This window comes from Paenibacillus sp. SN-8-1, assembly GCF_050995535.1.
Classification (GTDB): domain Bacteria; phylum Bacillota; class Bacilli; order Paenibacillales; family Paenibacillaceae; genus Fontibacillus.
This window is the reverse complement of record NZ_CP194782.1, coordinates 652,623-679,050: the sequence shown is the minus strand read 5'-3', so window position 1 is coordinate 679,050 and position 26,428 is coordinate 652,623. Positions and strand designations below refer to the sequence as shown.

Sequence of the window (26,428 nt, the reverse complement as noted above, 5' to 3'; positions counted from 1 at the left end):
CTTCTCATCCTTCAATGGATCTTCGCCCTATTCTTCCGATTCCGAATACCTTCCATAACGAAGAGCTTACCCACCAGTTCACCCCGAATCCCACAAGTATAAAGACGGGGACCGCCCACCAGGCGTGCAGAATTCTAACGCCCAGACTTAAGCTTAGCAGCAGAACACTTGGAAGCATAAGCAGCCTTAACGCTGGAGCCGCCAGTTGAAAAGCGGTGGATTCAGCCAAAGGAAGCATGTTCATGAACCGGGAGGTGAGGAAATATTTACAATACCCGTTCATCCAGTAAGCCAGCATGATAATTAGTGCACAATAGACCAGGACATTTACCGGAAAAGGAGGCAAATAACAAGCGCCCATACCAACGAATGAGAACTGAAGATACAATTTGATATTCACATGGCTGCGATAGAATGCCTTCACTACAGACTCAGCAATCCGCTCCGGAGCCTCGCGTGAACGAAGCAGCCGGTTGGATTGTCGAAATATCCACGGTCTTGGCTTTTGCTCACGGGGTTTGTCAACGGCTCCCGAGAGCAGCGCGGCAGTCAGCTGGGTCTTCTGTCTCTCATCCTCACGAACATCTGCCAGAAAAGTTCCTCTTAATCGGAACCGCACGATAGTCAACAGGGAGATCAGAGCGATGAACCCTATCGCGGCAAGAAGGGCCCAAAATGGCGACGTGATGAGATATAAAGATGGCCACAGGTATACGGCTGTAAGAATTAAAGCCCCTAAATACCCCGTAACGTACCTCCGCCAACCGGACAACAAGACCTGAATGAGATTCTCCGCCAGAATTAGCGTTATTTTATATGCAGCTGTAATCCCGAATAACAATATAGTCCCGGACAGGTTAACCTTGAAGACTTGAAGAAGAACAGGAGTAAGAATCAGTACTAGAACAGCTGTGACTATAATTTGAAATAAAAGGCTGAAGAACCAGCCCAGACGCAGAATACGGCTCTGCCAGCGTTCATGCTGTTTCAGGAAGAGCACATCTGCGGCTTCCCTGTACAGAATAAGCCCGCCACTTTGGCTTAGCGCCAGCATAAGAATGAACGGAATCACACCAAACGGAAGCAGATGCAGCCATTCTGGAGGACTGGCCAGCAAATCATAATATAAGCGCGCTAGCAGCAGAATCCCTGGGATGACAATATAAAGGGCCACCGTGATATCAATGACTGAACGAATTGCACCATACTGCTTACGAAAATGATCCGTCCACCGGCGCAAAAACAGGCGCTGGCTGCTGACCATAGGCATACTTGAATTCCTCCTTCTCGTGTGGATTTAACAATCAGAATGGGACAATCCTGATATAACAGAGGACAAGCCCCTCCTCCGGCCGTTAAGTCAATTTGTCAAAACAGTCAAATAATGAAGCTCCCGGCAGTCCGCTCGCTTCGCGTATATCCTCCAAGGTTCCGCTCGCAGCTACCTGTCCATTTGAAATCAAGATAAAATCATCACAGATGCGCTCCGCCGTATCCAGCACGTGCGTAGACATCAACACGCCCGCCCCTCTTCTCCGCTCTTCCTCAAGGAGTCCCAGGAAGTCCTTGGTCGCTCTGGGGTCCAGACCGATAAATGGCTCGTCCACAATATATACATCCGGGCGGATCAGAAAACCAATCATCAGCATCATTTTCTGCTGCATTCCTTTGGAGAAGCTCGCCGGCAGATGATCCCGGACCTCATTCATGCGGAACTTCTCCAGCAGATGAGTGGCTTCGCGTTCAAACTCCGCCTCATCCAGACCGTAGACAGCCGCAGCGAGGCCCAGGTGCTCCCACAGTGTCAGCGTATCATAGTAGACAGGCTGCTCCGGGACATAGGCATAGCTTCCTGAAGGCCCACCGAACTTGATGTCAGCCTTGGAATGCGGAAGCAGACTGAGGATGGTCTTGATTGTAGTGCTTTTGCCCGCCCCGTTCGGACCGATTAATCCAGTCAGCCCTCCAGCACGAACATCGATATCTACGCCGCGAATTTTAGGGCTTCCCTCCTCGTAGCCAGCTTCTTCAATATGTACTTGAATCACACTTTCATGGTCGTAAGTCAAACCGCTCACTCCCTGTCTATGTATTGATCTAATCATGATATGGCGCCTCATCTTACATAATAAAAACGTATAATTCCATGAAAAGTCGCACATTTCAAAAAGAAGAGCAGATTTCCGGGTACGGAAACCTGCTCTTCTCTCTGTGTGAATTATGGCTGATTCGTGATGCGGTGCAGGGCCTGCGCGCATTCATGCAGGTGGCGGGAATAATCAGCGGCAAGATCCTGAATGACATCTCCTCGCTCATCCACATGATCTCCAGCCCTTTCCACATCCACAAGACTCACCTTAATCTCGCGAGGGTCCAGATAAGTACACTGGAAGTCGAAAGAATAGAATTGATGTCCTGCTGCATTAATATGAATCCGCAGACTCTGAGGATCCCTGGCATCCGCAAGCACCTGGGCGCTGTCTCCCGAATTCAGGAATTCGGGCAGCTGCTGCTGCCAGGCATTGACCAGCATATTCTGATCCACGTTGAACGGTTCGTTCATCTATCACACCTCCCCTTACTGTTAAGGTGTGGAGGCTTACCTCTTTTTATACTTCGATATGATCCTGTTCCAAAATTGGTGTGTACCCAGGTATCCAGTATTCTACTGCGTCCCTGCTTGCCCGTGGCCTGTCTCTTCAGTGCCTGGCGGCTTGCTCCGCAGACCGAGCACACTTAGCGCGCCAAGCAGCGCAATTACAGCCATGATGATGAAGAGAAGATGGAGACCGCCTTCCAGGAAATGACGAAGAGTATTCCAGAGTGCCTTCGGCAGCTCACCTATCTTCTCAGGGGATAGAAGCTTATTAATATCATCCTGGGATACTGCGGTTCCCTGCTTACGGCTTGCTTCAGCCGCGCTTGAGATATGCTGGTTAATCAATACTCCGAATACAGCAACCCCGATCGTCTGGCCAAGTGATTTCACGAACGAGTTAAGAGCTGTGGAGGCTCCTCTCAGGTTGAAGCCTACCGAGGATTGGGCGATGATCGTGAATACCGTGAACGAGAAGCCAAATCCAAGCCCATAGAGCGCATTCCATACCATCAGCAGGTATTGGGGAGTCTCATCTGTGACGAATGCCATCCCGCCTGCACCAATGAGTACAAATATAAGTCCGATGAACGAGGTGAGTCGTGAGCCATGTCTAACGATCCAGCGTCCTCCGATTACCGATCCGATGAGCCAGGAGAAGGACATAGGGGCCAGCAGCAGACCCGATTGGGTTGCGCTCTTGCCCAGAACCCCCTGAACCCATAATGGAAAATAGGAGGTGAGTCCGATCAGCAGAGCACTGGTCAGCAGACTCGCAATATTGGAGAAGGCGATGTCTTTATAGCGGAACAGCTTGAGAGGGACCAGCGGTTCCTCGGCTTTTTTTTCCACAATGAAGAACAACACCAGAGCGATAACGGCAATTGCAAAGATAACCAGAAGCTCAGGTGAATTCCAGGCAAAATACTGCCCGCCTGCCGCAAGCCCGAACAGCAGGGCAGCTACCCCAATCGTAAAGGTCACAGCACCCGGGTAGTCGATCTTCACCTTCTTCTTCTCTATATTCTCGTTCAAATATTTGATAATGAAGACAAGTGAGAGAAGTCCAAACGGAATATTAAAGCCAAATACCCATCTCCAATTCAGGGAATCCACCACGTATCCGCCAAGCAATGGTCCAACTAGAGATGAAATTCCCCATACAGAGCTGAGATAGCCCTGTATCTTGGAACGCTCCTCTATGGAATAAATATCTCCGATAATAGTAAAGGTTACCGGAATAAGCCCTCCGGCTCCGATACCTTGAATCGCCCGGAAGATAACCAGCTGCTCCATACTTCCAGCGAATCCGCACAGCAGGGATCCACCCAGGAACAGAAGCGAGCCGATTATGAAGACCAGCTTCCGTCCGAACAGATCACTGATCTTGCCAAAGATCGGCGTCGTTACCGACATGGTAAGCAAATAAGCAGTGAACACCCAGCTTAGCAGCTGGGCACCGCCAAGATCGCCTACGATTCGCGGTCCCGCAGGCCCGATAACCGTTCCTTCAATAGCTGCTAGAAAAGTCGACAGCAGGAGGCCGGCCAAAATATAATTACGCTTCAAAGAGGACTGCACTCGAATATGACCTACCCTTCTATATAGGTTGAACTGTTGATTTACACGTATGGCGTCCGTGTGAAATATTGCAATATTTAATTATAATCCTCAGTTCAAGGGAAGTCCATGTACCTGTCCAACAAAAAATAGCTGCACGAAGGTTATTCCTTCAAGCAGCTATCTTATGGATGTCCTGTGCAGTTCCCCCTGGTCCAGAGTAAATATCGTATCGACCTCATCTTCGAAACGATCAGGTTCGTGTGTGATGACTAGCAGTGCCGCACCTTCTTCGTAGGCCGTCCTGCATAAATTAATGAAGAGCTGTGCCCCTGCGTAATCGGTGCCTGCTGTGGGCTCGTCCAGAATATACAACTTTTTGCGGGACATGAACTGGGCTGCAGCGCCCAGCAGGCGCTTCTCCCCACCGCTCAGCAGATAAGGAGAGGCGTCCTGTCTTCCGCTGAGCCCAGCGGCTTCAAGCAGCCGCTCTGCCCGCTGCATCAATTCTTCCGGGACGGAAGCCCCCGGTTCCAGCGACAGGTCCAGCTTTGGTCCGTACAGCATCTCATCCAGTACGTTAGAGGTAACAAATTGGTGCTCGGGCTCCTGAAATAAATAACCGATCTGCTCCGCCAGCTCATATGTCTTCATTCGTGCTGCTTCCTTGCCTTCCCAATAAAATGTCCCCCTGGGCATAGGCAGAAGGTTCATGAGCAGCTGCGACAAGGTAGTCTTGCCGGAGCCATTCTCCCCGCAGATCAGCGCCCACTCCCCTGGGCGCAGAGACAGGCTGATGCCGCGAAGCACGGCGGCTGCGCTGCCCGGGTAGCGGAACGTAAGGTTCCGCAGCTCAAGCAGCGACGCCTTTTCTTGGCCCGCCGCCTGCGTGCCGAGCTGCGCCGTGGCCTGCGCACCGCCCAAGGCCGCGCCGGGCTGTGCCGTGGCCTGCGCACCGCCCAAGGCCGCGCCGGGCTGTGCCGCTGCCTGCGTGCCGAGCTGCGCCGTGGCCTGCGCGCCGCCCAAGGCCGCGCCGGGCTGTGCCGCTGCCCGCGTGCCGCCTCGGCCCGCGCCCGGCTGCCGCGCAGCGGGCGGCAGTACGCCGAGCTGCACCAAGCGATCCCGCCCGGTGCGCACAAGCTCTGCCGCGGGGCCGTCCAAGGCAACGGCCCCGCCTTCAAGCACCACAAGGCGCCCAGCCGCCGCAGCGATTTCATCGACGCGGCTGGACACCGTCAAGAGCGTGCGCCCCTCTGCGTGCAGCGCTTGCAGCAGCGCGAGCAGATGCTCCCGCGAAGCCCTGTCCAGGCTGAACGCCGCATCGTCGAAGACGATGACCGGCGTCTGCATGGACAGGACCGCGGCAATGCCCGTGCGCTGCCGCTGTCCGCCGGACAATGCGTGCACGGAACTTGTCCGCTGCTCCGTCAGCCGGACGGCGGCCAGCGCTTCGCTCACCCTCCCGGCAATGACCGGTGCGGGAACGCACAGGTTCTCGGGGCCGAAGGCAACCTCGTCTTCAACCCTTCCTTGAACGAGCTGAGCATCAGGGTCCTGAAAGACAACCCCGATGCGCCCGGCAATCTCCGCAATCTCGGCTTCCAGCGGGTCAATTCCTCCAATTCGAACGATCCCCTCCCGCTCTCCGCCTCCGACGCGGGGAAGGTACCCATTTAGAAGCTGGCATAAGGCGGACTTTCCACTTCCGCTCCGCCCTGTGATCGCGACCCACTCACCTGGCTCTACTAGAAGAGTCAGATTATTCAGTGCAGGCCGCTTCTCCATCTCGTACCTAAAGGTCACGTCATACAGCTCGATAACCGGGGCCTTCAAGGTTTAGGCTTCCTGTCCCCGGCTGATTGCGAATCTTCTCAGCAGCTGGGTTCTTGAGAGCGCCGCTCCCAGAACCTGAGTCAGAAGGCCGCACAGCAGAATACCACTCAGAATTCTTACCCCAAGAGCAATAAGCAGGATCGAGGTTCCCCATTTGGTATAGTGGAACATGTTAGCCGCGAAGAAGAACCAAATCGGCACCATGGCTCCTCCTGTTATCATCAGCACGGTTAGGTTCCACTTCCGGTAGCGGACGACTGCAAATACAAGCTCGGCAATCACCATGTAACATGCCGCGGCAACGAAGCAGGAAGCAATTCCGTAAGCGGTGCCCATAAAGGCTTGTACCACACCGCCGATGCCATATGTAATTACAGCCGTTCCCGGTTTGCGAATAATATAATAGGCGAGAAGTCCATAGATCATATATATTCCGGTTATGGATGATGTTGCAATCGGCCCTCCCAAAGTATTGAGTGCCTGATTGATGGGCGATATGTACGTAGTCATCACCGCATTGGCTGTGGCCAGCATGGCCATTAATACAATTTCCATGGTTGAAAATGAAGCAAACACACTTTTGTTGGAACTTGCCATCTAAATTCTCCCTTTCTATTGTCAACTAACAATATTAATTTAGGTTAACAATTAACTCGCGTCAAGTCCTTTTTCTCAAATCATCCACCAAAGCTGTTCTACAGAACCCACATAGACGCTGTAATCATAACACTGACAAGCATCATCAGCAGCCCCTTCTTCCTCAGCGGCACTTCTCTAAGGAAGGTCCTGCCCGGATAGGCTCCGAATCCCTTGGATTCCATGGCTCCTGCCGTCTGCTGAACCCGCCTGATCGCCGCGGTGAACATGGCCGATAGATGACTCTTGATCCGCTGCGCTCGTCCTTTTAGACCTCGAGTCGGGCGACCTCCCCGTATCTCACGTGCTGCCGCGGCAGCTCTTCCCTCCGCTTCAAGCAAGGGGAGGAATGTAAGCGCGATTGACACGCCAAATGCCAGCCGATACGGTATTCTCAGCTTCTGTACCACAATAATCACGAAATCCACCGGATCCGTGGAGGCGATGTAGATCAACGAGGACAGGAACAAACAGCACATTCGGAGTGCAGTCGCACCGCCATCGTACAGTCCTCCCGTAGTTAGCTCCAGTGGTCCGAATGACCCCAGAACCCTTCCGCTTGGAGCCGCAAAGGCTGTCAACAGGAACAAAGGCAGACTGAATCCGCCGATAAAAGTCAGACGCTGCCTAAGTGTTCGAAGTCTCATCCCTGCCCCGATGCACGCCGCAGCTGCCAAGAAGACAAGCATTAAAGCCAGCAGAAGCGGATTATCCCAGTGCATCGCAAGCGCAGCCAGGCTGATCAGCGCTACCAGCTTGCTAAGCGGATCAAACTTCTGTAGAACGAAGCGATTCCTTAACTCTGTAGTCCTCATACTCAATATGACATCCTCCTCTGTTCAAATTCCCTTTTCAAGAGCGCGTACAAATACAGATCAATATAGCCTTCCGCCTGTTCATTCTGCTGGTACTCCCTCAGCAGACCCTCTTCCTGGAATCCGAGTTTCTCCAGCATTCTCCTCGAGGCGCTGTTCTCCGGCAGCACAAGCACTTCAATCCGGTTCAGCCCCATCACAGAATAACCGAATTCCATAAGCGTGAGCAGAGCTTCAGACATATAGCCCCTGCCCCAGTAAGCTTCTCCAAGATCATAACCGATCTCACCCCGGGTCGCCCCAGCAAGCTGCCATACGTTGAACCCGCAGCTGCCAATCAGAAGCCCGGTTTCTTTCAACTCAATGCCCCATCTAAGGGTATCTTCACTTTCGGACAAGCCATTAAGTAAGTTAATCATATCCAGCGTATCCTGTACAGATTCCAGCCTGGACATGTTCAGATACTTTACTACCTCGTCATCCCCCCAATATTTGTAGAGCTGGGCCGCATCGCTATCCTCCAGCTTTCTGAGCCGCAGGCGGCTGCTTTCAAGCTCGGGAATGACTCCCCCGCATCTGTACATGTTATACGCTCCTTCCTGAGGCAGTCCTAACCACTTTACATTAGAAAACCATACTTTATCCGTCCTAGTCAAAGCCTTCCTAAGTTCTGACAACAATTTTCCAGGTGCGATTTTCTAGGCATCATTTAGGTGATAATATAGTCATCAAGAACAAAGTTTGGAGGATTTCCCGGATGGTATACACCATTTTGATTATCGTGCTGCTCTTTATTCTGCTTGCTGTAAGCGGGGTCACCCGCTTTGGCTTTCGTCAGATTACACAAATGCGGCTGCAGACAACCGAAGGGCTGTTTAACTTTATGGAAAAAACGGGGGCTTTTTCCCGCGAGAAATTTGATGCCTTGGTTAAAAGAGAGGTTAACGTCACCTCACACGACGGCCTTCTTCTGAGAGGCCATGTGCTGGAATTGCATCCGGGCTCCAAACGCTGGGCTATCATTGTACATGGATATACGGGTGCCCTGGAAGTGTCGGCTCAATTTGCGGGCATGTTCGAGGATAGGGAATTCAATATTCTGCTGGTGGATCAGCGCCGTCATGGCAGAAGCCAGGGCAGTTATACCACCTACGGATACCAGGAGAAATATGACATCGAAGTATGGGTGAAATGGGTGCATGACCATTACGGGGAGGATGTCCTTATTGGACTTCACGGCCAATCTATGGGGGGTGGCACGGTTCTGGAATACTTAAGCATTGCCCATCCCAGTGTCAAATTTGTCATTGCCGATTGTCCTTACTCGGATCTGACAGAGTTAATCCGTTATCAAATGACCGTCCTGAACAAGGTACCTGCATTCCCGTTCATGTCCTTGATTGATAACCGCCTTGAACGCAAAGCGGGGTTCCGTCTTAATCAGGTCAGCCCTATTCGTGCGGTTCGGCAGAGCCTACTGCCCGTTCTATTCATACATGGTTCGGCAGATACTTATGTTCCTACTCAAATGAGTAGGGATATGTATGAAGCCAAACCCGGAGTCAGGGAACTCCTCATCATTGACGGGGCGGTTCATGCCAATGCCTACGGAGTGGATCCCGCGGGTTACACCAGGAAGGTGCATAGCTTTATCGATGAGGTTCTTGAAGGCTCTTCATCTGTTGCAGCAGATCAAGTAGCCCGGCCCGAAATCTCTATAGCGTCAATATCACACCACTAACGACCTCGGAACACCTTAAAGCCGCCTTATGCTTGTACATTCAAGCATTGGGCGGCTTATGTTATCCTGCAATATCCTACACAGACAATTAGCCATAATCTACTCCACTGCATAACCGCTGACCATTTGGTGCTGTGCCATAACGATATATTTATCCAGCCGCTGGCTAAGTTCCAGAACATGGGGGTTGGTGAAATCCCGTTCTCCAGCCAAAGCTGCCAATTCATATCTAAGACTCTCTATAATCATAAGGAGCTCCTCATTTACTCTGCTGCCTTTTTTAGGTCGTTCATGCGGTTGATAAGCTTTGGATGCCATATTCTCACCTTCTCTCTTATCATTACAAAACTATCATACCCCATGATGCCAAAAAACATATTTTTCAAAAAACAAAAAAATATAGCACTCCTTGTCGGAACACCCAAATATTAATGCCTGCTATCAATAAATTAAAAGAGCACTCTCTCGAGTGCTCCTTGGACATGATCTCCTAGCCGCCAACACCATGGTTGAGCATAAAAGATTGAACGCCGCCGTGAGAAGCTGGTGCAGTGGCAGCAATGCCACTAAAGATTCCTACAGCTAAGACAAGAGACAAGATAACCTTCTTCATTCTGCTCACCTCCCCCGATTCAGACATTATTTAATTCTCTTATGCCGAAGTAGATATGCGAGTAGTGTACAGGGTTATACTAATATGGATAATATTCCCTGTTAATTCTATAATACTAGGTAACCTCTATTCTTGTAAAGAAGTTTTATATGATTGAACTAAAGACTGCGTGATCGATTCCTTTGCACAACAAGTGTTAGCCTTGATCCAGCGCTCATATCTTTAGTTCATTCCATATAGCAGATAGAATTCCACTATGGCCCGCCGCCACAGATCTCCATCTCCTGCTTGTTCTGCTCCCCCTAACCTTACACAATCCGGATACGCCTATCACTGAAAGGATAGCTCCTCTCTTTGTTTCTCACTTCCTCCATCATGAACTGATACTCGCTCTTATGCTGCTCCGATGCGTAATTCCGGTACGCCTCGAACACAGTCACACACTGAATGACATCTCTATCATTGTTCAGGATGAAAGCCAGCTTTAATGCAAATAAGATATGTGATATTCCCTCTGCGTATTGATTCTTCCTGAAATGGTAGACAGCGAGCTGGTAGCGGTAGGAGAAATGCCTGTCCACTTCGATAGGATCATGATTATCGAACTTCTGAATCACCTGGGAGCATTGTTCAATTATATGGTCAACATAGAAAGCATATTTATTGGCAGATTCAATAATCGTGAGCAGACCGGGAAGAATCTCCTGTGGATGCTCCTGCAAGAATTGGCAGTATTCCGGAAGAATATCGATATTGCCGGTAAGCATCTCAAGCGTGTACGCGTTCGCCTGAGCCCAGACCTTGAATTTCTTGACTTCCATCCAGCCTATCTCATTCAAATTCTCGAACCAGCTTAGGTCGGCATAGCCGGTGACGTATTTCTTCGCTTTATCATACAGTTCCTGCTTCTGAAGCGCGACCGTCTTGAGCAGATAGCCTTGCCCATAATAGACTACCAGGTGCCGCTCTGTCTCCAGGATGTCATAAGACTTCTCCCGCACTTTCCGTCTTAATTGGTCACGATACACAGCCTGGGCCAATGCTCTCAGCTCATCGGAGTATTTCTCCACCTCCTTCCACTTATGCAGCGTGAAGCAGACATTAGCTAGCTTCAGAAGGGCATCAAGCTGATGGTTCTCCGGGAGCCGCTTGCGGAATGGCTCGAACCTGATCACCGCCTTCCAGTTCTCTTCCGCATCAGGTCCCTGCTTCCCCATAAATAAGCGGTACTGGCTGATCGCCAGACGTTCAGAGTGACTATCATTCTCCATTTCCGCGACAGCCTCATGGAACAAGGCTGAATCCGTGACCCGGCCCTTCATATACAACTTCTCACCTATATCAAAAAGAATGCCGATCGGTTTAGGAATTTCCAGCAATCTTAGGATTGCAGCCTTCAGACATTCCTCCTTATTCAGCTCCGCGCAGCGGATCAAATAAGGCTCCAGTCGCCTTCGCGAGACCTTTGTTCCCGAAAAACACTCATCCAGATATAAATGGTAGAACCACCCTTCCGGATATCCCAGCGTCTCTGTAATAATATCTAATTGTCTTATAGCTATAGGCTTTGGAGGAGTTCCGTGCAGAATCGCACTCAGACTGCCCCTGTTCATTCCGGAAAGGTGTCCAAATGTGGTGAGTGTATAACCAGAGCTCGAAAGGTGATCCTCAATCTCCGAGCGAATTGAGTTCATAGACTCCATTCAGCACCTCCTAATCTATTATCATAATAATAGCAAAATTACATATATTTAACAAATGGTTAATTAAAATAGAAAAAGGCCACCCTATTAGTTATTCACCGGATAAAATGGAAAATCCTCCTGAAATAAGTAATTGGGTCGCCTTTTTTTCACTATGTTAAAGCTCAGTTAGGTTTGGACTATCTTGTCTGCTCCGCCTCTGGCTGAAGAACTTCGCTGCACAATCCATGAAGCACGGTCCTGATCTCTTTCAACTCTTCAATCCCCGCACCGGTAATTGAATATTGGTCATCATGAGGAGTGAGGAAATTGTCTTCGGTCAGCCTCTCAAGCTCCTGCTTCACTTCACGCTCGGCAACTTTGTAGCCATGCTTCTCAAGCAGCAGCAGCATGTCCCCCATATTAATATCCTCCATTCCAGCATTGTGAAGCATGTGAATACGGATAAATAAATTTTGCACATCTGCGCGCATACATAACTCTCCTTCCGGTGTGAGATGCTCAGATTGTACTTACCCCGAGCGGCCCTCAAGGAAACACTTAGACACCCTGACGCCTTGCCAGGCCTCAGTTCTTGAGGATTGCCCTGTTGACATTCAGTACGAAAAGGTCTCTAATTAAAACATTGATTCACCAAAGGAGGAACGCCTATGTTTCAAGCAAATCAATATAATGGCACACGCCATGAACAATATGAGACTGTACTTAGTCAGCTGGGTGGGCTCATCCACGGAGAACCAAGCCTGATCGCCAATCTCGCTAATGCCTCTGCTCTCCTGGGCCAATTCCTTAAGGATGTGAACTGGGTTGGCTTCTACCTGTTCGACGGTACAGAACTGGTGCTTGGCCCGTTCCAGGGGCTTCCGGCCTGCATCCGTATTCCTCTGGGCCGGGGAGTATGCGGAACTTCCGCGAAGGAGCGCAGAACGCTCGTTGTGGAGGATGTGCATGCTTTTCCAGGACATATTGCCTGTGATGCGGCTTCTAACAGCGAGATTGTCATTCCGGTAATTAAGGACGACCAGCTGATAGGCGTGCTGGATATTGACAGTCCGCTTAAAGGTAGATTTGATGAACTGGACAAGGAGTACCTTGAGAAGTTCGTCCAGGTTCTTACCAAGGAACTCTCAGCTGTCTAAACCCGCTCTAATAAAAAGGACATCAGCTTCATCCTATTCGGATGAGCAGATGTCCTTTTTGCAGCTGGTGATCCTGGTCTTGCTGCTCATATTGGTCATATTGGTCATATTGGTCATGCATTTTATGCTGATCGACTGTCCAGCCCTTATTGTTACACCACTTGGCTCGGAGCAGCTGTTCTAAGCTCGCTCCGCACTTGTTACCTGCCCTTATCCGGACGATGAATGATCATCATTCCCTCCACATGCCGTTTACTCATCACTTTCTTCTTCTTCCGATTCTCTTTCGTCTCAAAGACAATATCGAAGTCGTAATCCTCAGGATACAGCTCCTCCTTGGAGATATACGGCTTTAGACGCTTATGGTTGATTCGCATCTTCTGCTTCTGAACTATAACGCCTACGATTCCGTACCGATCCTGGGCTTCGCAGACAATGCCCACCTTGCCAAGAGACGTGACCTTAACCGCATCCCCAACTTCAAATGTTCTCCGGGGTATTGCCGGCTGCGGCTCCGGGTTCGCCGGAGCTTCACGCTCTTCCTCCGAGTCAGCGGATACGGCTTGATCCAATGGGTCTTCTTCTAGCTGTTCAGTTCCGGCTTCCATTCCCTGGGTCCCTGCTTCTGTCCGTTCAGTTGCTGCTTCCATCCTCTCGGTCCCTGCTTCTGTCCGTTCAGTTGCTGCTTCTAGCCGCCCAGTTCCTGCTGTTTCAAATATACTCCGTGCTGGCAGCTCCATAGAGCCTAGCTCCCTATTACCTTTATAATCCATGAACTCAAATTCTTGCTTCTCTTCATTATAATCGGGCTGTCTTTCCCGTTCTGCACGCACAGGCAATTTATAAAGCAGCGCTCGTGATCTGCCCAGCACAGTACCGGGAATGCCTAGCTTCTCGGCAATCTCTATCGCATAGCTCTGCCCAGCCTGGCCAATAGTCAGACGATACAGCGGCTGCAGGGATACCGGATCAAATTCCATCCGGGCATTCTCGAAGCCCGGTGTTCTCGCTGCCAGTACCTTAAGCTCATTGAAATGAGTGGTCACAAGTACAGATGCCCCTTTCCCGCTCAGTTCTTCCAGAATAGCAGTAGAGAGTGCGATCCCCTCTCCGGGGTCCGTTCCCGCAGCCAGCTCATCAATAAGCAGCAGCGTCCGTGAATCAGCTGCTTCAAGCATGTTAACCAGGCTTTGGATTTGGGCGGAGAAGGTACTAAGAGATTGTTCAATACTTTGTCCGTCCCCGATCACGGCCATCACTCTGGAATATACGCTAAACTGACTGCCGGGCAGCACCGGGACCAGCAGACCGGACTGTACCATGAGCGTCAATAATCCGAGGGTCTTGAGCACAACGGTCTTTCCCCCGGTGTTCGGCCCAGTAATAATCAGCGTTTTAAAGGTGCTCCCAATCTCAATATCCAGCGGAACCATGCTCTGAAGCAGCTTGGGATGCTTGGCGCCGAGCAGACGGGTCTGTCCCTCCTCACTAAGCTGGACCGCCTGCCCTCCTATGGTCACCGCATGCCTGGCTTTAGCGAATATAAAATCATAGGTTCCGGTAATCTTGATATTCATAAGGATCTCTTCCGCTCCCTGCTCCACCATCTCAGACAGCATGCTGAGGACCTTGGCCTCTTCCCTGCTCTCATCGCCCTGCAGCAGTTCAAGCTCGGATTGAAGTCCTGAAATCTCATATGGTTCCACGAATACCGTCTGACCGCTCGTCGAATAATCCAGCACGCTCCCTTTAACCTGGCGGTAATACTCCTTCTTCAGCGGAATAACATAGCGTCCATTCCTGACACTGACCAGACTCTCCTGCAGGATCGACTGATACCTGGACATGATTCCTTGAATCTTCCTCTGAATCCGGTCCTTCACCGAATTCATGCGCTGTCTGGCCTTCGCCAGCTCCCGGCTGGCCTCATCGGTTACTCTTCCGTGGCGAATACACCTCAGAATCTCGCTCTGCACAGCCGGAAGCTCGCACAGCGAAGCGGCATAGGAGCTTATCTCTGGAGCCAGCTCCCGCTTGCCGGCCATATATTTCCGCAGCTGTGTGCAGCTGTGCAGGAAGGTATACACCGCCGTAAGATCCTCTTCCCGGAACAGATATCCTGTTCCAAGCAGGGACATGACCTGCTCAATTCCATCCAGGGATGGGAGCGGGATGCTGGAGCCTTTTTCGAGTATTAGCCTCGCCTCCAGCGTCTCCTGCATGGACCTTCTGATCACATGAATCTGATTCGTAGGCTGAAGATTGCTGACCATCTCCCGGCCTGCGTATGAGACGGCGTACGTCATGATATCCTGTTTGATCTGGTCGTACTCCAGTGTGCTTTGTGTATACTGCTGTTCCATTTGCGTAACCTCCTGAATTTATGATGGAAAAACAAAAAGAGGGCAAAGAATGCCTAACGTCATTCTTTGCCCTCTAACATGGATTGAACTGTAGACAGACCCGTCTCTCAGACTGCTTCTATTACGAAAGCAGCCGAGCTCAGGCATCTTCAGTCCCCCCATATATAACTGTCTAATTTCCCGCCGTAACACAAAAAACCGTGCTGAAAAACAGCACGGTGTGGTGTACATAGGAAATAAAACAGCTGGTAAGGCGCCGTTTGATGTACCGCGTGTTCTTAACTAAATCTCAGGCCGCAGAAGGACAGAATCAAACAGAACACCCGCATAAATGCAGCAGTGCCAGTCGTCACCTTCGTATCAGCCTTATGAAATTTATTAGTTAAGAACGTTCACCAACATCAAGATTTCCCCTTACCAAAATGGAATGTAACGGAATGAACGCGGGAATCCCTGCGGCTCAATCCTTACTATAATTTAACAAATGACATGCTCTTGCGTCAACTAGCCCAACTAAGGAATCCCTCTAGCTAAAGCTCAGCATCTCCTCAGTGGGAGCAGACGTTGTGGTCTGAATGCTTTTGCTTCGCTCACGCGCCATCTCGGCTTCCTTATTCCGCAAATATTTGCGTCCCTTCCAGCGCAGCAGAGCCACAATTCCGCGGACATATTCGTCGATGATCATGCATGCGTAGATGGCGACAACGCCCCACCCTAGCGATACTCCGAGTAAATAAGAACATCCAGTAGCGATAATCCACATGGAGATCAGCGAGTTGTACATGACGAACCGGGTATCCCCAAGCGCATTCAGTGCATCACCAAGCGCCATATTCAGCATTTTGCCCGGCTGCAGCAGCAGATTCATCCAGAGCAGGGATACTCCAATCGTAAGGATCTCCGGATCGGATGTGAACAATCCGAGCAGGGCCTTGCCACAGAGCAGCAGAATGAACGCATTTATGGTAACCAGCGGCAGTCCGAACTTCAGAGCGCGATATGCGGACTTGTAAGCCTCCTTCGTCTTCCCGCCTCCGAACAGGTGGGCAATCTGAATCTGTGCGGCAAGAGCGATGGAATAGCCCAAAAGGAAGCAGAACGATTCAAGTGTGTTCATATATGTTCTTGCAGCCAGCACCTGAGTACCCAGCATAGCCAGAAATGAGAATATTGCTAACTGCGAGAATACCCAACAGCCCATATTCACGCCAAGCGGCCATCCGATCTGCATGATCTCCTTGAATAGCCTGCGATCAAAGATGCGCAGATCCGACCAGACAATGTTACGCTGAAATGTACCTATAAATATGAACAGCAGCACGAGTGTGGCGATGAGCCTGCTAACCAATGTAGATATCGCTACCCCGGCAAGCCCCCACTTTGGAAACCCAATCGCACCAAAAATAAAGCCATAATTCATAACAATATGAATGATGTTCATGCCGACCGCTGTATACATCGGCCCCTGCGTATTCCCAGTATTTCGGATCGCTGTGCTAAGTGTGGACATGATGGCCGTCAGAACCATGCCGCCTCCTACGACAGAGATATACGTTCTCGCAAGTGGCAGCAGCTCATCCGGCATCTGAAGCATTTGCGCGATAGGTCCTGGAACCGCAATCAGCAGTACGCTTAACAAGGCTCCGATCAGAGCTGTGACTTTCAGCGAGATAATCGCTACTGTCCTGGCATCCTCTTCCCTGTGCGACCCGAGCTTCTGGGCAATCAGGATACCCGCACCACCAGCTACCGTTGCAAAGAGCGTGGTCAACGCGTTGAAGAGCTGATTGGAGAAGCCGACGACCGCAACAGCATCATCTGAAATCCGGCTGACCATCAAGGTATCCACCGCACCCAGCAAAAATTGCAAAAACAACTCAATAAAAATAGGCCATGATAGCGCCCATAGAGTAAACTTATCTTTTTCCAAGCTGCTCACGCTTATAACACCTTCCCAAGTAATGTTGTATGTGTAAACAAATTATAGATGGTATACTGGGACGGAAGTATCAGTATTTGAACTCAAACTTTAAAAATTCCAACCTGAATTTATATCTCGAGGTGAAGACTGTGCCGCTGCTGCAATTCTCTGTTCCTCCCCTGCCCTATTACATCGTTAGCGGATTAGCCGTGGTACCCACCGGGAGCAAGCATCCTGCGAGAAGAAATATTGGAGTGTTCGATTTACTCGTGGTCATGAAAGGAGCTCTATATGTTGGTGAAGAAGACCGGCAATATGAGGTAAGAGAAGGGCACTCGCTCATCCTCCGTCCTGACGCTTATCACTATTCCAGCTTCGCATGCACGGAAGAGACTCATTATTACTGGCTGCATTTCCATACCCAAGGAGAGTGGCAGCCTATTGACGAGCATATGTCAGACCCAGCGTACCAACGGGATTTTGCCGTAGAGGCACCTACGTTCCTGCCGGCCTATTCTATTACTCCCTTTATGATCCGGGTTCCACAGTACACGCCCCTGCTGCAGCCTGATAAGTTCTACAACATACTTCAGGAGCTTACCCTGATGAATCAGAACTTTCACCTGCCTGGCGCACGGCTGCGTCAGCAGGCTCTGTTCCAGGAAGTGATTCAGCAGCTGTCCGATACGCTGACTACAGATGCTCCTTCTCCAAAGGTTGCTTGCGCAGAGCGCGCTGCCGCCTATCTCAGAGCTCATTATCAGGAGGAAGTAACGGCCAAGGCGCTTGGGGAACATCTGAACTTTCATCCTGTCTATATCGCCCGCTGTATGCAAAAGGTATTCGGCTCCTCGCCTGCGGCTTACTTACTGAAATACCGGATCGCCCGAGCCAAGCTGCTGCTGCTGCAGACCGATCTATCCATTACACGGATCTCGGAAGAGGTGGGATTCAACCATCCTGCCTACTTTACTTCTTCATTCGTTAAGCAAGAAGGACTGTCACCGCGACAATTCAGACAGCGGTTTGCTTAATTTCACACAGAATGATAGAAATATCGTGATAACGCTTTCTCGAAATTTATATTTTCCAAACCTTTACATTCAAGATTGTTATGGATATAACGCAGTTAGAAAAGTGACATATAAGGAGGTATCAGTCCTGTATGGGGTAATGATAAATATATCCCTGGACCAGACCTTTTCCCTTAGAAACTTTGTGTAAATTTCATACGTAATACTGATTAGAACCTATTAATCGTAAGGTGGTGAACCTGGATGAAGCACTGCCTATTCCGAAAAATTATTTTGGCGCTTCTGCCAATGCTGTGTGCAGGCGCTCTTTATATTTCACCTTCAGCTAACGCCGGGTACTTTAACGACCTGTTCAATGGAGTCCAAGAAATATCCGAGCTTCCTAGCGAAGTCAATCAATTGAAAGAGGAATATAAAAGCACGGTGAGCAAACTTGAAGAGGCTCAAGGGACTATGGAGTCCTACCGTCAGCAGAACGAAGCCTTAATCCAGCAGAACAAGAAGCTGACCGAGACTGTGCAGTCCCTTATGGATGAAGAGGCTGCCCGCCAGGCCAGCTCCAAGCGGATTCGCGTTCTATTGATTACCGGGGCCGCACTGCTAGCCGGATACTTTATCCTGCTGAGAGTACTTCGCGTCGTCCTGAGGCGCTAAAGCCAAGCACGCTGCCCTTTAGCAGAGCAATCTACTTAGACTTAGGAAGGAGAACCGCCATGCAGCTCATCCAAGAGACTGAATCAAGCCACATTGGTGGACAAGCGGTTCGGTTCCTGCTTGAAGAGAACGAGAAGATTCACGTTCTTCATCCTCAGCAGATTATTGCCTTCAAGGGGCCGTCCGGCAACCGGAGCGACCGTCTTATGAATGTGAAGGGGATGTACAGGAAGAAGAAGCTGATCCAGGCCGATCTGAAGGGCAGCTGTGAATTTGTAGCCGCCCTTCCTACGTCGTACAGTATGAAGCCGATCGAGCTGACCCCAGAGAGCGATCTTCTGTACGACTTCCGTCATCTCTTCTTTTATACGGAGGGGGTAAGCATGCAGACCCAGATCTTGAGTATGAAGAATATGTTGATCACTCGGGATGCCGTGAAGATGAAATTCTCAGGCAGCGGGCAGATCGGCATTCTGACCGAAGGCCAGGTATGCGAGGTGACTCTCGACCCGGAAGAGCCGCTGTATGTCGATGCTGGCAGCGTCGTGGCTTACCCGGAGAATGCAAGAATGGAGTTGTCGGTATACGGGAATCATTTGGCCAGTCAGCACATGAGCTATCAGTGGAAGATGACAGGCTCAGGGAAAGTCATCCTTCAGGCAGGGCGTCAAAGCCATCGTCTGGAGCAGGACCTGAGCAATGACGGCATCGTTAAGCGATTTCTTCGGGAGGTCATTCCGTTCGGGGGCGTATTTATCAAATAATGACAGTGAATGACTGGCTTGAATAAAAAACACAGCGGTAGCCTCGGACCGGAAATTAAAGTCCGAGACTACCGCTGTTTGATTGAACCAACGTCTCCCGTTAGTTGAACAACAATGCATGCTGACACTAATTGTGTGGCAGCATGCATTCAGGCTGTCGAGAAAGTCCTCGACAGCCTTACTACTGACATACAGTTGTCAGGAGTGTTTTTTTATAATCGGAGTAATGAATATAAAGGAGTGGGAAATACATGCATTTTGCTTCTGTACGCATCATTACCGACGACGTGGATCGTCTCGTCGAGTTCTATGAGAAAGTCATGGGCGTTTCAGCGGAACGCCCCGCGCCCATCTTTGCCGAATTCGTTATGCCATCATGCACCCTGGCGATCGGCCACTCCCAGACGGTGCAACTGTTCGGCGCTGGTTCCGCAGTGGCGGCCAACAATCTCTCTGTCATTCTTGAGTTCCGCGTCCACGATGTCGATGCCGAATACGAGCGCTTAAAGCCATTTGTCGACGAATGGGTAAAGGAACCAACCACAATGCCATGGGGGAACCGTGCTGTGCTGTTTCGAGATCCCGACGGCAATCTGGTTAATCTCTTCGCGCCGGTGACCGAGGAAGCGATCAAACGGTTCAGCGGCAGGCATTGATGAACAGTCGAATTGAGTGAGACCTCAATTTGTGGTCATGGCACCTGGAAGAATTAAATAATCAGAGGAGGGTATTATTTATGTCAACACCTATCAAGACAGAGGATCTCGTCCAACTCTATAAGGAACTCTGGAGTACGACAGACGAAACGCGCCGACACGAACTAGCAGCTCAGCTGCTCAGTGACAGTGCGACGGTCTCAGTTGCCCAGCCTCAAACACTGCAGATCCATGGACATGCTGACATCGAAACACATATTGCATTCATCCATAAAGACCTCGTGGAGAAAGGCTTGAGATTTCGTGTACTCGACAAAACGATCGGCCGCAATAACAACGCCGTGAAATTTAGCTTTCAAGCGGTAAACGGCGCTGATGAAGCAGTTGTTAGTGCAACCGTCTTCCTCATACTTGATGATGAGAACCGTGTCGTAAGCGACCATACATTTTTTGAATAACCGCTGTTCCTTAAACTTAATGAAAAGGCAGGTCGCTAAAGACCTGCCTGAAAGTCGTGAAAACTGATTTTGAATCATTGCGAATTCGACACTGTTTTCCTTACTTCGACAACCTCCGTGTGCTATAGTGCTGTTGAGAGATAAGGTTCTTCTCTTACAATTTGAAGGCCATGTTACCTGTTAAGGGTACAACCCGAGCTGTTGGGTTGTACCCTTTTTATGTGCAAGAATGGCTGATCAGCAACCCATTTAATCATAATAGGAGGAAAACATATCATGAAGAAGTCTGGCGATTTTTATAAACAAGTGTTGAAAATTGCCGTTCCCGTGACGCTGCAAAGTTTAATTATGTCCTTGCTCAACCTCACGGATCAGCTGATGGTCGGGCAGCTTGGTGACGTGGCCATCGCATCGGTAGGCATGTCGGTGAAAATATACGGTATCTTGTCCGTCGTTCTCGCGGGTCTTGCGACGGGGGTATCCATCTATGCGTCCCAGTTCTGGGGCGGCGGAGATCGTAAGAGTATATCCCATCTTCTCGGTCTTGGCCTCGGGGCAGGCCTGGTTTTGTCCGGATTGTTCACCATATTCGTATTCTTCATGCCGGAAATGTTCCTCGGTATTTTCACTTCAGACACCGCAGTAAAGACAGAAGGATCGGTGTTTGTCCAGGTGTTTGCGCTAAGTTTTATACCTTCCATGTTAACGATGATGTACTCGGCCATACTGCGCAGCACAGGACACACCCAACTGCCAATGTACATAAGCCTGATCGCCGTAGGGCTTAATATCGTTCTCAATTATGGACTTATTTTCGGCCAGCTTGGTATGCCTGAATGGGGACTTATGGGAGCAGCTGCCGCGACGGCAATGGCACGGACAGTGGAATGCCTTCTTATTATCGGCGCAGTTTATAAGTTCCGGCTTCCTGGCGCAGATGGGTTTAAGCAGCTGTTCGGCGTGTCAAAACCGCTGCTGCGCAAGTTTTTCGCAACATGCTACCCCATTATTCTGACGGAGCTGATCTGGGTGCTTGGCGAGACCGCCTATGCTGTCGTCTACAGCCGGATGGGGACAGCGGAGATGACCGCAATGACCATTACTTTCCCGCTTCAAGGTTTAAGTATTGCACTCTTGGCCGGACTCGCTAGTGCGGCTGGCGTTATGGTTGGGCAAAAATTGGGTGCAGGTGACAACGACGCTGCATATGATTTTGCCCGGCGACTGATTAGACTTGGTGTAATGGTCTCACTGGTGATCGGTGTCATTCTTGCAGTGATCTCTCCGCTTTATGTGTCCGTATTTAATATTTCCGATGAATCACATCGTCTGGGGATGTATCTCGTATGGGTGTTCGCCGGCTTCCTCTGGGTGAAGGTTGCCAACATGATCCAAGCTGGCGGCGTGCTGAACAGCGGCGGAGACAGCAAATTTGTGTTTGTCATGGAGTCGGCTACAACTTGGATCATCGGCGTGCCATCCGCCTTACTGCTGTCATTCGTCTTCAATCAGCCTATTTACTGGGTTTATCTTATCCTGTCTCTTGAAGAGGTCGTTCGTTTCTTTGTCGGTGCTGTGCGTATCCGTTCCAAGAAGTGGATGAAAAACCTTGTATCTGATTTATCTGCTTGAAATCAAAAACCAGCTGGATCACGAAGCTACTCATAACTGAACATCTACGCAAATAAGAGCCGGAGATATAATCTCCGGCTCTTATGAGTTGCCAACTCCTAACGGCTGCGCTTCTTCCCCGCGTTGATGCTGTCCGCATCAAGACCTTTCCAAATGTTCGGAATTTCCACATCTTCAGGATGTTCAAACACCAGGAACGCGGAAGGCAGATACCGCTCCCCATATTGGGAAGATGGCTTATTTATAATTTCATTATCCTTAACAAGCACCGATGAGGATCCCCCATCCAGATTCGCGGCAATCACAGCACCATGCTCCAGCATGATCTGCTGCACATCATAGAGATTGGCTCCAATGCTGTAGCCCGGCTGGCGGCCGTCGATAACAACGAAGATAATGGCTCCGTCTTTGCGCTGTCCCATGGCTGTTCTTGGGGCAATCCCCCAGCCCTGTGCCGCGTTCTTGATCAGGCCCTTTCCGTTCACAATAATCCGGGGCTGAAAAGTCACGGCCTCCTGGAGTCCGAGTCTGGAAAGCTCCTTTAACGTATAATTGCCCGCGATCATCTTACCTTGCTTGTCAATACCGACAATCTGCGTAGAGGCACTGCCGTTCCCGTTATAATACAGCTTGCCTTCGGCAATCACGACACCGATCGGCTTAAATCCATTGCCTTTCCCGTTCGGATCGACGAATCCCCCGCCATTGACTCCTGCTATGGCGCCAGTGCGCTTCACCATACTGGATACCTTTTCCCCGGAGCCGACCTTGCCGGGCACGCCCAGTCTGATCTTGGTAGGATCGTTGACGATCATGACATAACCTTGGTAGCCGCTCCCCGATATATTCTCGATCTCCACAAGCGGTTTATTCTTCTGCTCGGCAGAACGGTCAATCACATGAGTATCTCTTTCATCCCCCATCTCCTTGAAACGGGCATTATACTCAGCCACTCGTCTCTTCATTTCATCTTCACCAATAATATATTGCGCCCAGCTTCTGTGCTGTGTTGTGATTAACGTATCTGCGATCAGGTACCTGAGATTCTGAGCCGATGGGGCCCAGTAAAGCCAGCTCCCCGCAGCAATAATCAGCAGCAAGACAACCAGACACACTCTGGAAAGCACGTAAAAAAAGCCTTTCTTTTTCTTCCGCTTCCCCCGTGTCTTCTTCTGATTGCGAACCGTTGACCGGCTGGGTAATGTTCTTGGTTCCACTACAAACGCTTCCTCCCTGAACTTTCTAATCAGCTTTTATAACAAGCTCTTTTTCTCCATAATAGACGAAAATCCGGGATTCAAAGTTTCATTATCTTAATCTTTTGCCGACTATTTAGTCATATCTTGTTAGTAATTCTGAAACCACAGCTTCTTGAAATCAACCCATCCGTGGGATTGAATCGTTACATTCTGGAGGCTCGGATGGTACATGGAACCTATGGCCTTGTAGGTCAGGAACATAATCGCACAGCTCTCGCGAAGCTTATTCTCCAAGGGCTCCAATCTCCGGATAATCTCATCCTCGCATTCTTCTCCATCAGATCTTAGTACTTTAGCCATTTCATCGTCAACGAATGCCTCCAGCTCCTCGCCAAGATGCATGCGGAGAAAGCTGTTGTCCGATAGGTAATTCTCCATCAAGGAAATGATCCCCTGTGCGGATACAGCTTTAAACATGATAAAGTCAGCACGGTCAACATGCTCATTCTTGAGCATATCATCTAAGCTTACCAGACACACTTCGATCTGAACCCCATACTTCCCGTACTCCTGCTTAAGCCAGTGGGCATCACGGATATGCCGGGAATAGGTATACAGCCGCAGAAGCTCTCCGCAGTAACCGGATTCGCGAAGCAGCCTTAGCCCTTCCTCCGGATCATAAATCCGGTCCCTCTCTACCGAAGCCTCCTTGAGCCGAAAGCTCTCTGAAGGGGCAACATGAGGAGGACCCAGCTCTAGGGCCATACGACTGCGATCGATCAGAAGAGTTAGCGCTTTGCGCAGAGCTGGATTCCGAAGAAGGCTCGCTTTGCGCAAGTTAAAGGTCAGCAGACAGGTGCCTGAGGTCATCTTCTGCTCGTTCCACTGTCCAAGAGCGGGTATTTCCTGACTCTCCCCTGTATGCACAACCAGCAGCTCCTGCTCCTCCGACTGAAGGAAATCCCCGCAATTCTCGGGAACATAGATGATCTCGACCACATCCAGCATGGGCCTCCCCTGAAAATAACGATCATACGCCGACAGCTGGCAGATCCCCGGTGTCCGCTTGGTTACGCGGTACGCCCCTGTGCCTACAGGAATCAGCGGCTCCCGGTCAGAGTAATCCCGGTACACGTCTGCAGGTACAATCGAAGCTGTGCCTCCCGATAAATACCAGAGCAGCAGATGGTTCGTCGCCTTCAGACGGATCTCGATTCCGTATCTGGACAGTACTTTGACCTCTTCAATCTGCTGAACCAGCCAGGCTACGGGTGAGCTTCGCAGCCGCAGCAGGCTGAATTCAACATCCGCCGCGTCCAGCTCCCTGCCATGATGAAAGATTACACCTTTTCGCAGATAGAAGGTCCAGACAGTCTTATCCTCATTTGTTCTCCAGAAATGCGCGATTCCAGGGATGAATCGCCCGGTCTGATTATCATATTCTATAAGTCTATCAAAGATTTGCCCGACCAGATTAACGTCGAAGGCATAGACTATTCTGGCAGGATCCAGCGTATGTATGGGGTGGTAGATCGGCAGCTTCAGACTCTCCCAGATCTGCTCAGACTGAACATCGGCCTCATATCCGAAATATAAAGACAGCCATTCCGCGAACTGCCGTCTAATCTCAGTCCCTGTTCCGTGCTCTGAGATCAGCTTCAAGGCGGACTCGACTTCCCCGATCCGTACACTCTCCTTCGCCCCATCTAGCAGAACCTCATCCCCGGATTTGAGAAAAGTAAGCTCCGACGTATTCCCCCGTCCTCTGCCGGGTACGAATCTTACCCACATCTGATCCACCATTTTGATAATAATCAGCTTGGCATTTCTCTGGCTGCAGTACAGGGCATCCGCCACTTGTGCCATAGAAGCCGGAAAAGGCTGATACTCCTTCATCTGGGCAAATGTACTGCGCAGCCGCATATAATCCTCAACCAAACGCATAAGGTTCCTCCTCTCCCGGTAAAAGGCGAAAATAAATACGCAACCTCTACCCTTTTTGTGAAAAAGAAATGAAATTACAATGAAATCACCGAAAAGAAAGATATGCCATACATTGTAACCCAGTTCAAGTTATTAGGAGAAGGAGGATTTGAAATGCACCCTTATTTTATCGAGAAGAGGTATGAGAGTGAACAGCAACGGCTGGAACGGATCAACCGGACGGAATGGATGATGCATAGGCGGAGGGAACCGCGGAGAAATTGGCTGGCCTTCTTTACGGGCCTGCGCAAGAATCAGACCAGCCGCACAAATATTCCGCATAGGAACCCTGACATGGGGAACAGACCATCCCCGTAGAGACAGCCTGTTTACAGCTGATTACTTGATGCCCTGAGCCCGTCTGTAACGCATGATCTTGCGATACATGGATTTGTCTTTTAGCTGATTAAATATATACGGGTCGGGGTTCGTATTGACTTCAATAATCCATGGGGTCAGCGACTGGTCGAGACCAACGTCCACTCCAATCTGTCTGAAATTCGGATAAGTGGACTGATAGGCTCTGGCAATTCGTTCACCAAACTGTCTCAGCTCCTGGAGGAGAGCTGTCTGCTTGGCACCTGTTACATGCTGGGACAGCAGTACTGGTACAGACATAGGACGTCCTCCGCTGTGATAGTTTGTTACGATTTTGCCCTCTTTGGCAGCTCTCCCGATCAGACCCGTGGTCTCCCATTTCCCTGAGGGGCTCAGCTGAACCATAATGCGGATATCGAACCGGCGGCCCTGGTATTTGAGCAGGTGTATCCCTTTCTGGATCAAATAACTGCGGCTTCCCACCGCCTTCTTCAAGCTTGCGTAATAGGCTTCGAATGTACTGAACGTCCTTGTAGTCGTGTCGAACTGGTATTTATATTTATTCAATGCTTCTCCGGCCAGCTCGGCCCGGATGACGCCCAGCCCATGCGTTCCACGGTCCGGCTTGATATAGACCATTTTGTAACTGCTGAGCATGCTCTCCAGATTCTTGGCATTAAATCTTTGGGTATCCGGGATGTACTTACGAATCGCTGGATTTTTAAGCAGTACGTTGTTCTTTATCCATTTGCTTGTGAGAGTTCTTCTTGTAGACTTCTTATTCTTCTGCCCAATCATCGTCATCGTTCC

At 50.1% G+C, this 26,428-nt stretch carries 27 protein-coding genes and 1 pseudogene; 10 read left to right on the top strand and 18 right to left on the bottom strand.

Translation table 11 applies throughout. The annotated features are described in order from the left end of the window. Positions 1-4: 4 nt before the first annotated feature. The 9 genes and pseudogenes from ACRRNK_RS03330 to ACRRNK_RS03290 all read right to left on the bottom strand — a co-directional run bounded on the left by ACRRNK_RS03330 (position 5) and on the right by ACRRNK_RS03290 (position 8,024). Positions 5-1,270, bottom strand: a complete 1,266-nt coding sequence (locus ACRRNK_RS03330) for an ABC transporter permease (protein ID WP_433945397.1) — start codon at positions 1,268-1,270, stop codon at positions 5-7. Between the two features lie 85 nt (positions 1,271-1,355). Beyond that, complete coding sequence (locus ACRRNK_RS03325; protein ID WP_433945396.1) at positions 1,356-2,105, bottom strand: ABC transporter ATP-binding protein; 750 nt, start codon at positions 2,103-2,105, stop codon at positions 1,356-1,358. 113 nt (positions 2,106-2,218) lie between these two features. After that, positions 2,219-2,563: a hypothetical protein gene (locus ACRRNK_RS03320; RefSeq protein ID WP_433945395.1), complete on the bottom strand. Its 345-nt coding sequence runs from the start codon at positions 2,561-2,563 to the stop codon at positions 2,219-2,221. Positions 2,564-2,665: 102 nt separating this feature from the next. Then, positions 2,666-4,165 (bottom strand): MDR family MFS transporter, encoded by a 1,500-nt coding sequence (locus ACRRNK_RS03315; RefSeq protein ID WP_433945394.1) that lies wholly within the window; start codon positions 4,163-4,165, stop codon positions 2,666-2,668. 171 nt (positions 4,166-4,336) lie between these two features. Then, complete coding sequence (locus tag ACRRNK_RS03310) at positions 4,337-5,080, bottom strand: ABC transporter ATP-binding protein (protein WP_433946792.1); 744 nt, start codon at positions 5,078-5,080, stop codon at positions 4,337-4,339. A 453-nt stretch (positions 5,081-5,533) separates the two neighbouring features. Next, a pseudogene (locus ACRRNK_RS03305) lies at positions 5,534-5,941 on the bottom strand (energy-coupling factor ABC transporter ATP-binding protein); the annotation flags it as partial. Between the two features lie 51 nt (positions 5,942-5,992). Further along, positions 5,993-6,586, bottom strand: coding sequence for an ECF transporter S component (locus ACRRNK_RS03300; RefSeq protein WP_433945393.1), 594 nt, complete (start codon positions 6,584-6,586; stop codon positions 5,993-5,995). 98 nt (positions 6,587-6,684) lie between these two features. Further along, complete coding sequence (locus ACRRNK_RS03295) at positions 6,685-7,440, bottom strand: energy-coupling factor transporter transmembrane component T family protein (protein ID WP_433946791.1); 756 nt, start codon at positions 7,438-7,440, stop codon at positions 6,685-6,687. A gap of 2 nt (positions 7,441-7,442) precedes the next feature. Continuing rightward, positions 7,443-8,024, bottom strand: coding sequence for a GNAT family N-acetyltransferase (locus ACRRNK_RS03290; protein ID WP_433945392.1), 582 nt, complete (start codon positions 8,022-8,024; stop codon positions 7,443-7,445). Between the two features lie 173 nt (positions 8,025-8,197). Between ACRRNK_RS03290 and ACRRNK_RS03285 the strand changes: the two genes are divergently transcribed. After that, a complete protein-coding gene (locus ACRRNK_RS03285; RefSeq protein ID WP_433945391.1) occupies positions 8,198-9,181 on the top strand; it encodes an alpha/beta hydrolase in 984 nt (327 codons plus the stop codon). A 99-nt stretch (positions 9,182-9,280) separates the two neighbouring features. Here the strand turns inward: ACRRNK_RS03285 and ACRRNK_RS03280 are convergent, their stop codons facing one another. The 4 genes from ACRRNK_RS03280 to ACRRNK_RS03265 form a co-directional block, all read right to left on the bottom strand. Next, entirely contained in the window at positions 9,281-9,499 is a 219-nt protein-coding gene (locus tag ACRRNK_RS03280; protein WP_433945390.1) for an aspartyl-phosphate phosphatase Spo0E family protein, read from the bottom strand. 172 nt (positions 9,500-9,671) lie between these two features. Then, a complete protein-coding gene (locus ACRRNK_RS03275; protein ID WP_433945389.1) occupies positions 9,672-9,794 on the bottom strand; it encodes a hypothetical protein in 123 nt (40 codons plus the stop codon). A 308-nt stretch (positions 9,795-10,102) separates the two neighbouring features. Continuing rightward, the gene (locus tag ACRRNK_RS03270; RefSeq protein WP_433945388.1) at positions 10,103-11,497 is read right to left on the bottom strand and encodes a DNA-binding protein; all 1,395 of its coding nucleotides are present in this window, start codon (positions 11,495-11,497) and stop codon (positions 10,103-10,105) included. Between the two features lie 179 nt (positions 11,498-11,676). Continuing rightward, a complete protein-coding gene (locus ACRRNK_RS03265) occupies positions 11,677-11,970 on the bottom strand; it encodes a hypothetical protein (RefSeq protein WP_433945387.1) in 294 nt (97 codons plus the stop codon). Between the two features lie 177 nt (positions 11,971-12,147). On the opposite strand from ACRRNK_RS03265, the gene ACRRNK_RS03260 reads away from it, so the two are divergent. After that, complete coding sequence (locus ACRRNK_RS03260) at positions 12,148-12,636, top strand: GAF domain-containing protein (protein ID WP_433945386.1); 489 nt, start codon at positions 12,148-12,150, stop codon at positions 12,634-12,636. Between the two features lie 49 nt (positions 12,637-12,685). Beyond that, positions 12,686-12,820 carry a hypothetical protein gene (locus ACRRNK_RS03255; RefSeq protein ID WP_433945385.1) on the top strand — a complete coding sequence of 45 codons (135 nt, stop codon included), beginning with the start codon at positions 12,686-12,688 and terminating at the stop codon, positions 12,818-12,820. Positions 12,821-12,836: 16 nt separating this feature from the next. On the opposite strand, the gene ACRRNK_RS03250 is transcribed toward ACRRNK_RS03255, so the two are convergent. Continuing rightward, entirely contained in the window at positions 12,837-14,999 is a 2,163-nt protein-coding gene (locus tag ACRRNK_RS03250) for an endonuclease MutS2 (protein WP_433945384.1), read from the bottom strand. A gap of 526 nt (positions 15,000-15,525) precedes the next feature. Continuing rightward, entirely contained in the window at positions 15,526-16,869 is a 1,344-nt protein-coding gene (locus ACRRNK_RS03245) for an MATE family efflux transporter (RefSeq protein WP_433945383.1), read from the bottom strand. Positions 16,870-17,015: 146 nt separating this feature from the next. On the opposite strand from ACRRNK_RS03245, the gene ACRRNK_RS03240 reads away from it, so the two are divergent. From ACRRNK_RS03240 to ACRRNK_RS03215, 6 genes are all read left to right on the top strand, one after another. After that, entirely contained in the window at positions 17,016-17,954 is a 939-nt protein-coding gene (locus ACRRNK_RS03240) for a helix-turn-helix domain-containing protein (protein ID WP_433945382.1), read from the top strand. Positions 17,955-18,197: 243 nt separating this feature from the next. Then, a complete protein-coding gene (locus ACRRNK_RS03235; RefSeq protein WP_433945381.1) occupies positions 18,198-18,608 on the top strand; it encodes a hypothetical protein in 411 nt (136 codons plus the stop codon). Between the two features lie 59 nt (positions 18,609-18,667). Further along, positions 18,668-19,372, top strand: coding sequence for an AIM24 family protein (locus ACRRNK_RS03230; protein ID WP_433945380.1), 705 nt, complete (start codon positions 18,668-18,670; stop codon positions 19,370-19,372). 251 nt (positions 19,373-19,623) lie between these two features. Continuing rightward, complete coding sequence (locus ACRRNK_RS03225; RefSeq protein WP_433945379.1) at positions 19,624-20,028, top strand: VOC family protein; 405 nt, start codon at positions 19,624-19,626, stop codon at positions 20,026-20,028. 80 nt (positions 20,029-20,108) lie between these two features. After that, complete coding sequence (locus ACRRNK_RS03220) at positions 20,109-20,486, top strand: hypothetical protein (RefSeq protein WP_433945378.1); 378 nt, start codon at positions 20,109-20,111, stop codon at positions 20,484-20,486. A 276-nt stretch (positions 20,487-20,762) separates the two neighbouring features. After that, positions 20,763-22,118: an MATE family efflux transporter gene (locus ACRRNK_RS03215; RefSeq protein WP_433945377.1), complete on the top strand. Its 1,356-nt coding sequence runs from the start codon at positions 20,763-20,765 to the stop codon at positions 22,116-22,118. A 98-nt stretch (positions 22,119-22,216) separates the two neighbouring features. Here the strand turns inward: ACRRNK_RS03215 and ACRRNK_RS03210 are convergent, their stop codons facing one another. Then, the gene (locus ACRRNK_RS03210; RefSeq protein ID WP_433945376.1) at positions 22,217-23,335 is read right to left on the bottom strand and encodes a phosphodiester glycosidase family protein; all 1,119 of its coding nucleotides are present in this window, start codon (positions 23,333-23,335) and stop codon (positions 22,217-22,219) included. Positions 23,336-23,464: 129 nt separating this feature from the next. Beyond that, positions 23,465-25,261 (bottom strand): ABC transporter substrate-binding protein, encoded by a 1,797-nt coding sequence (locus ACRRNK_RS03205; RefSeq protein WP_433945375.1) that lies wholly within the window; start codon positions 25,259-25,261, stop codon positions 23,465-23,467. A 153-nt stretch (positions 25,262-25,414) separates the two neighbouring features. On the opposite strand from ACRRNK_RS03205, the gene ACRRNK_RS03200 reads away from it, so the two are divergent. Then, a complete protein-coding gene (locus ACRRNK_RS03200; protein ID WP_433945374.1) occupies positions 25,415-25,618 on the top strand; it encodes a hypothetical protein in 204 nt (67 codons plus the stop codon). A 21-nt stretch (positions 25,619-25,639) separates the two neighbouring features. Here the strand turns inward: ACRRNK_RS03200 and ACRRNK_RS03195 are convergent, their stop codons facing one another. Continuing rightward, complete coding sequence (locus tag ACRRNK_RS03195; protein WP_433945373.1) at positions 25,640-26,422, bottom strand: YheC/YheD family protein; 783 nt, start codon at positions 26,420-26,422, stop codon at positions 25,640-25,642. Between the last annotated feature and the right edge of the window lie 6 nt (positions 26,423-26,428).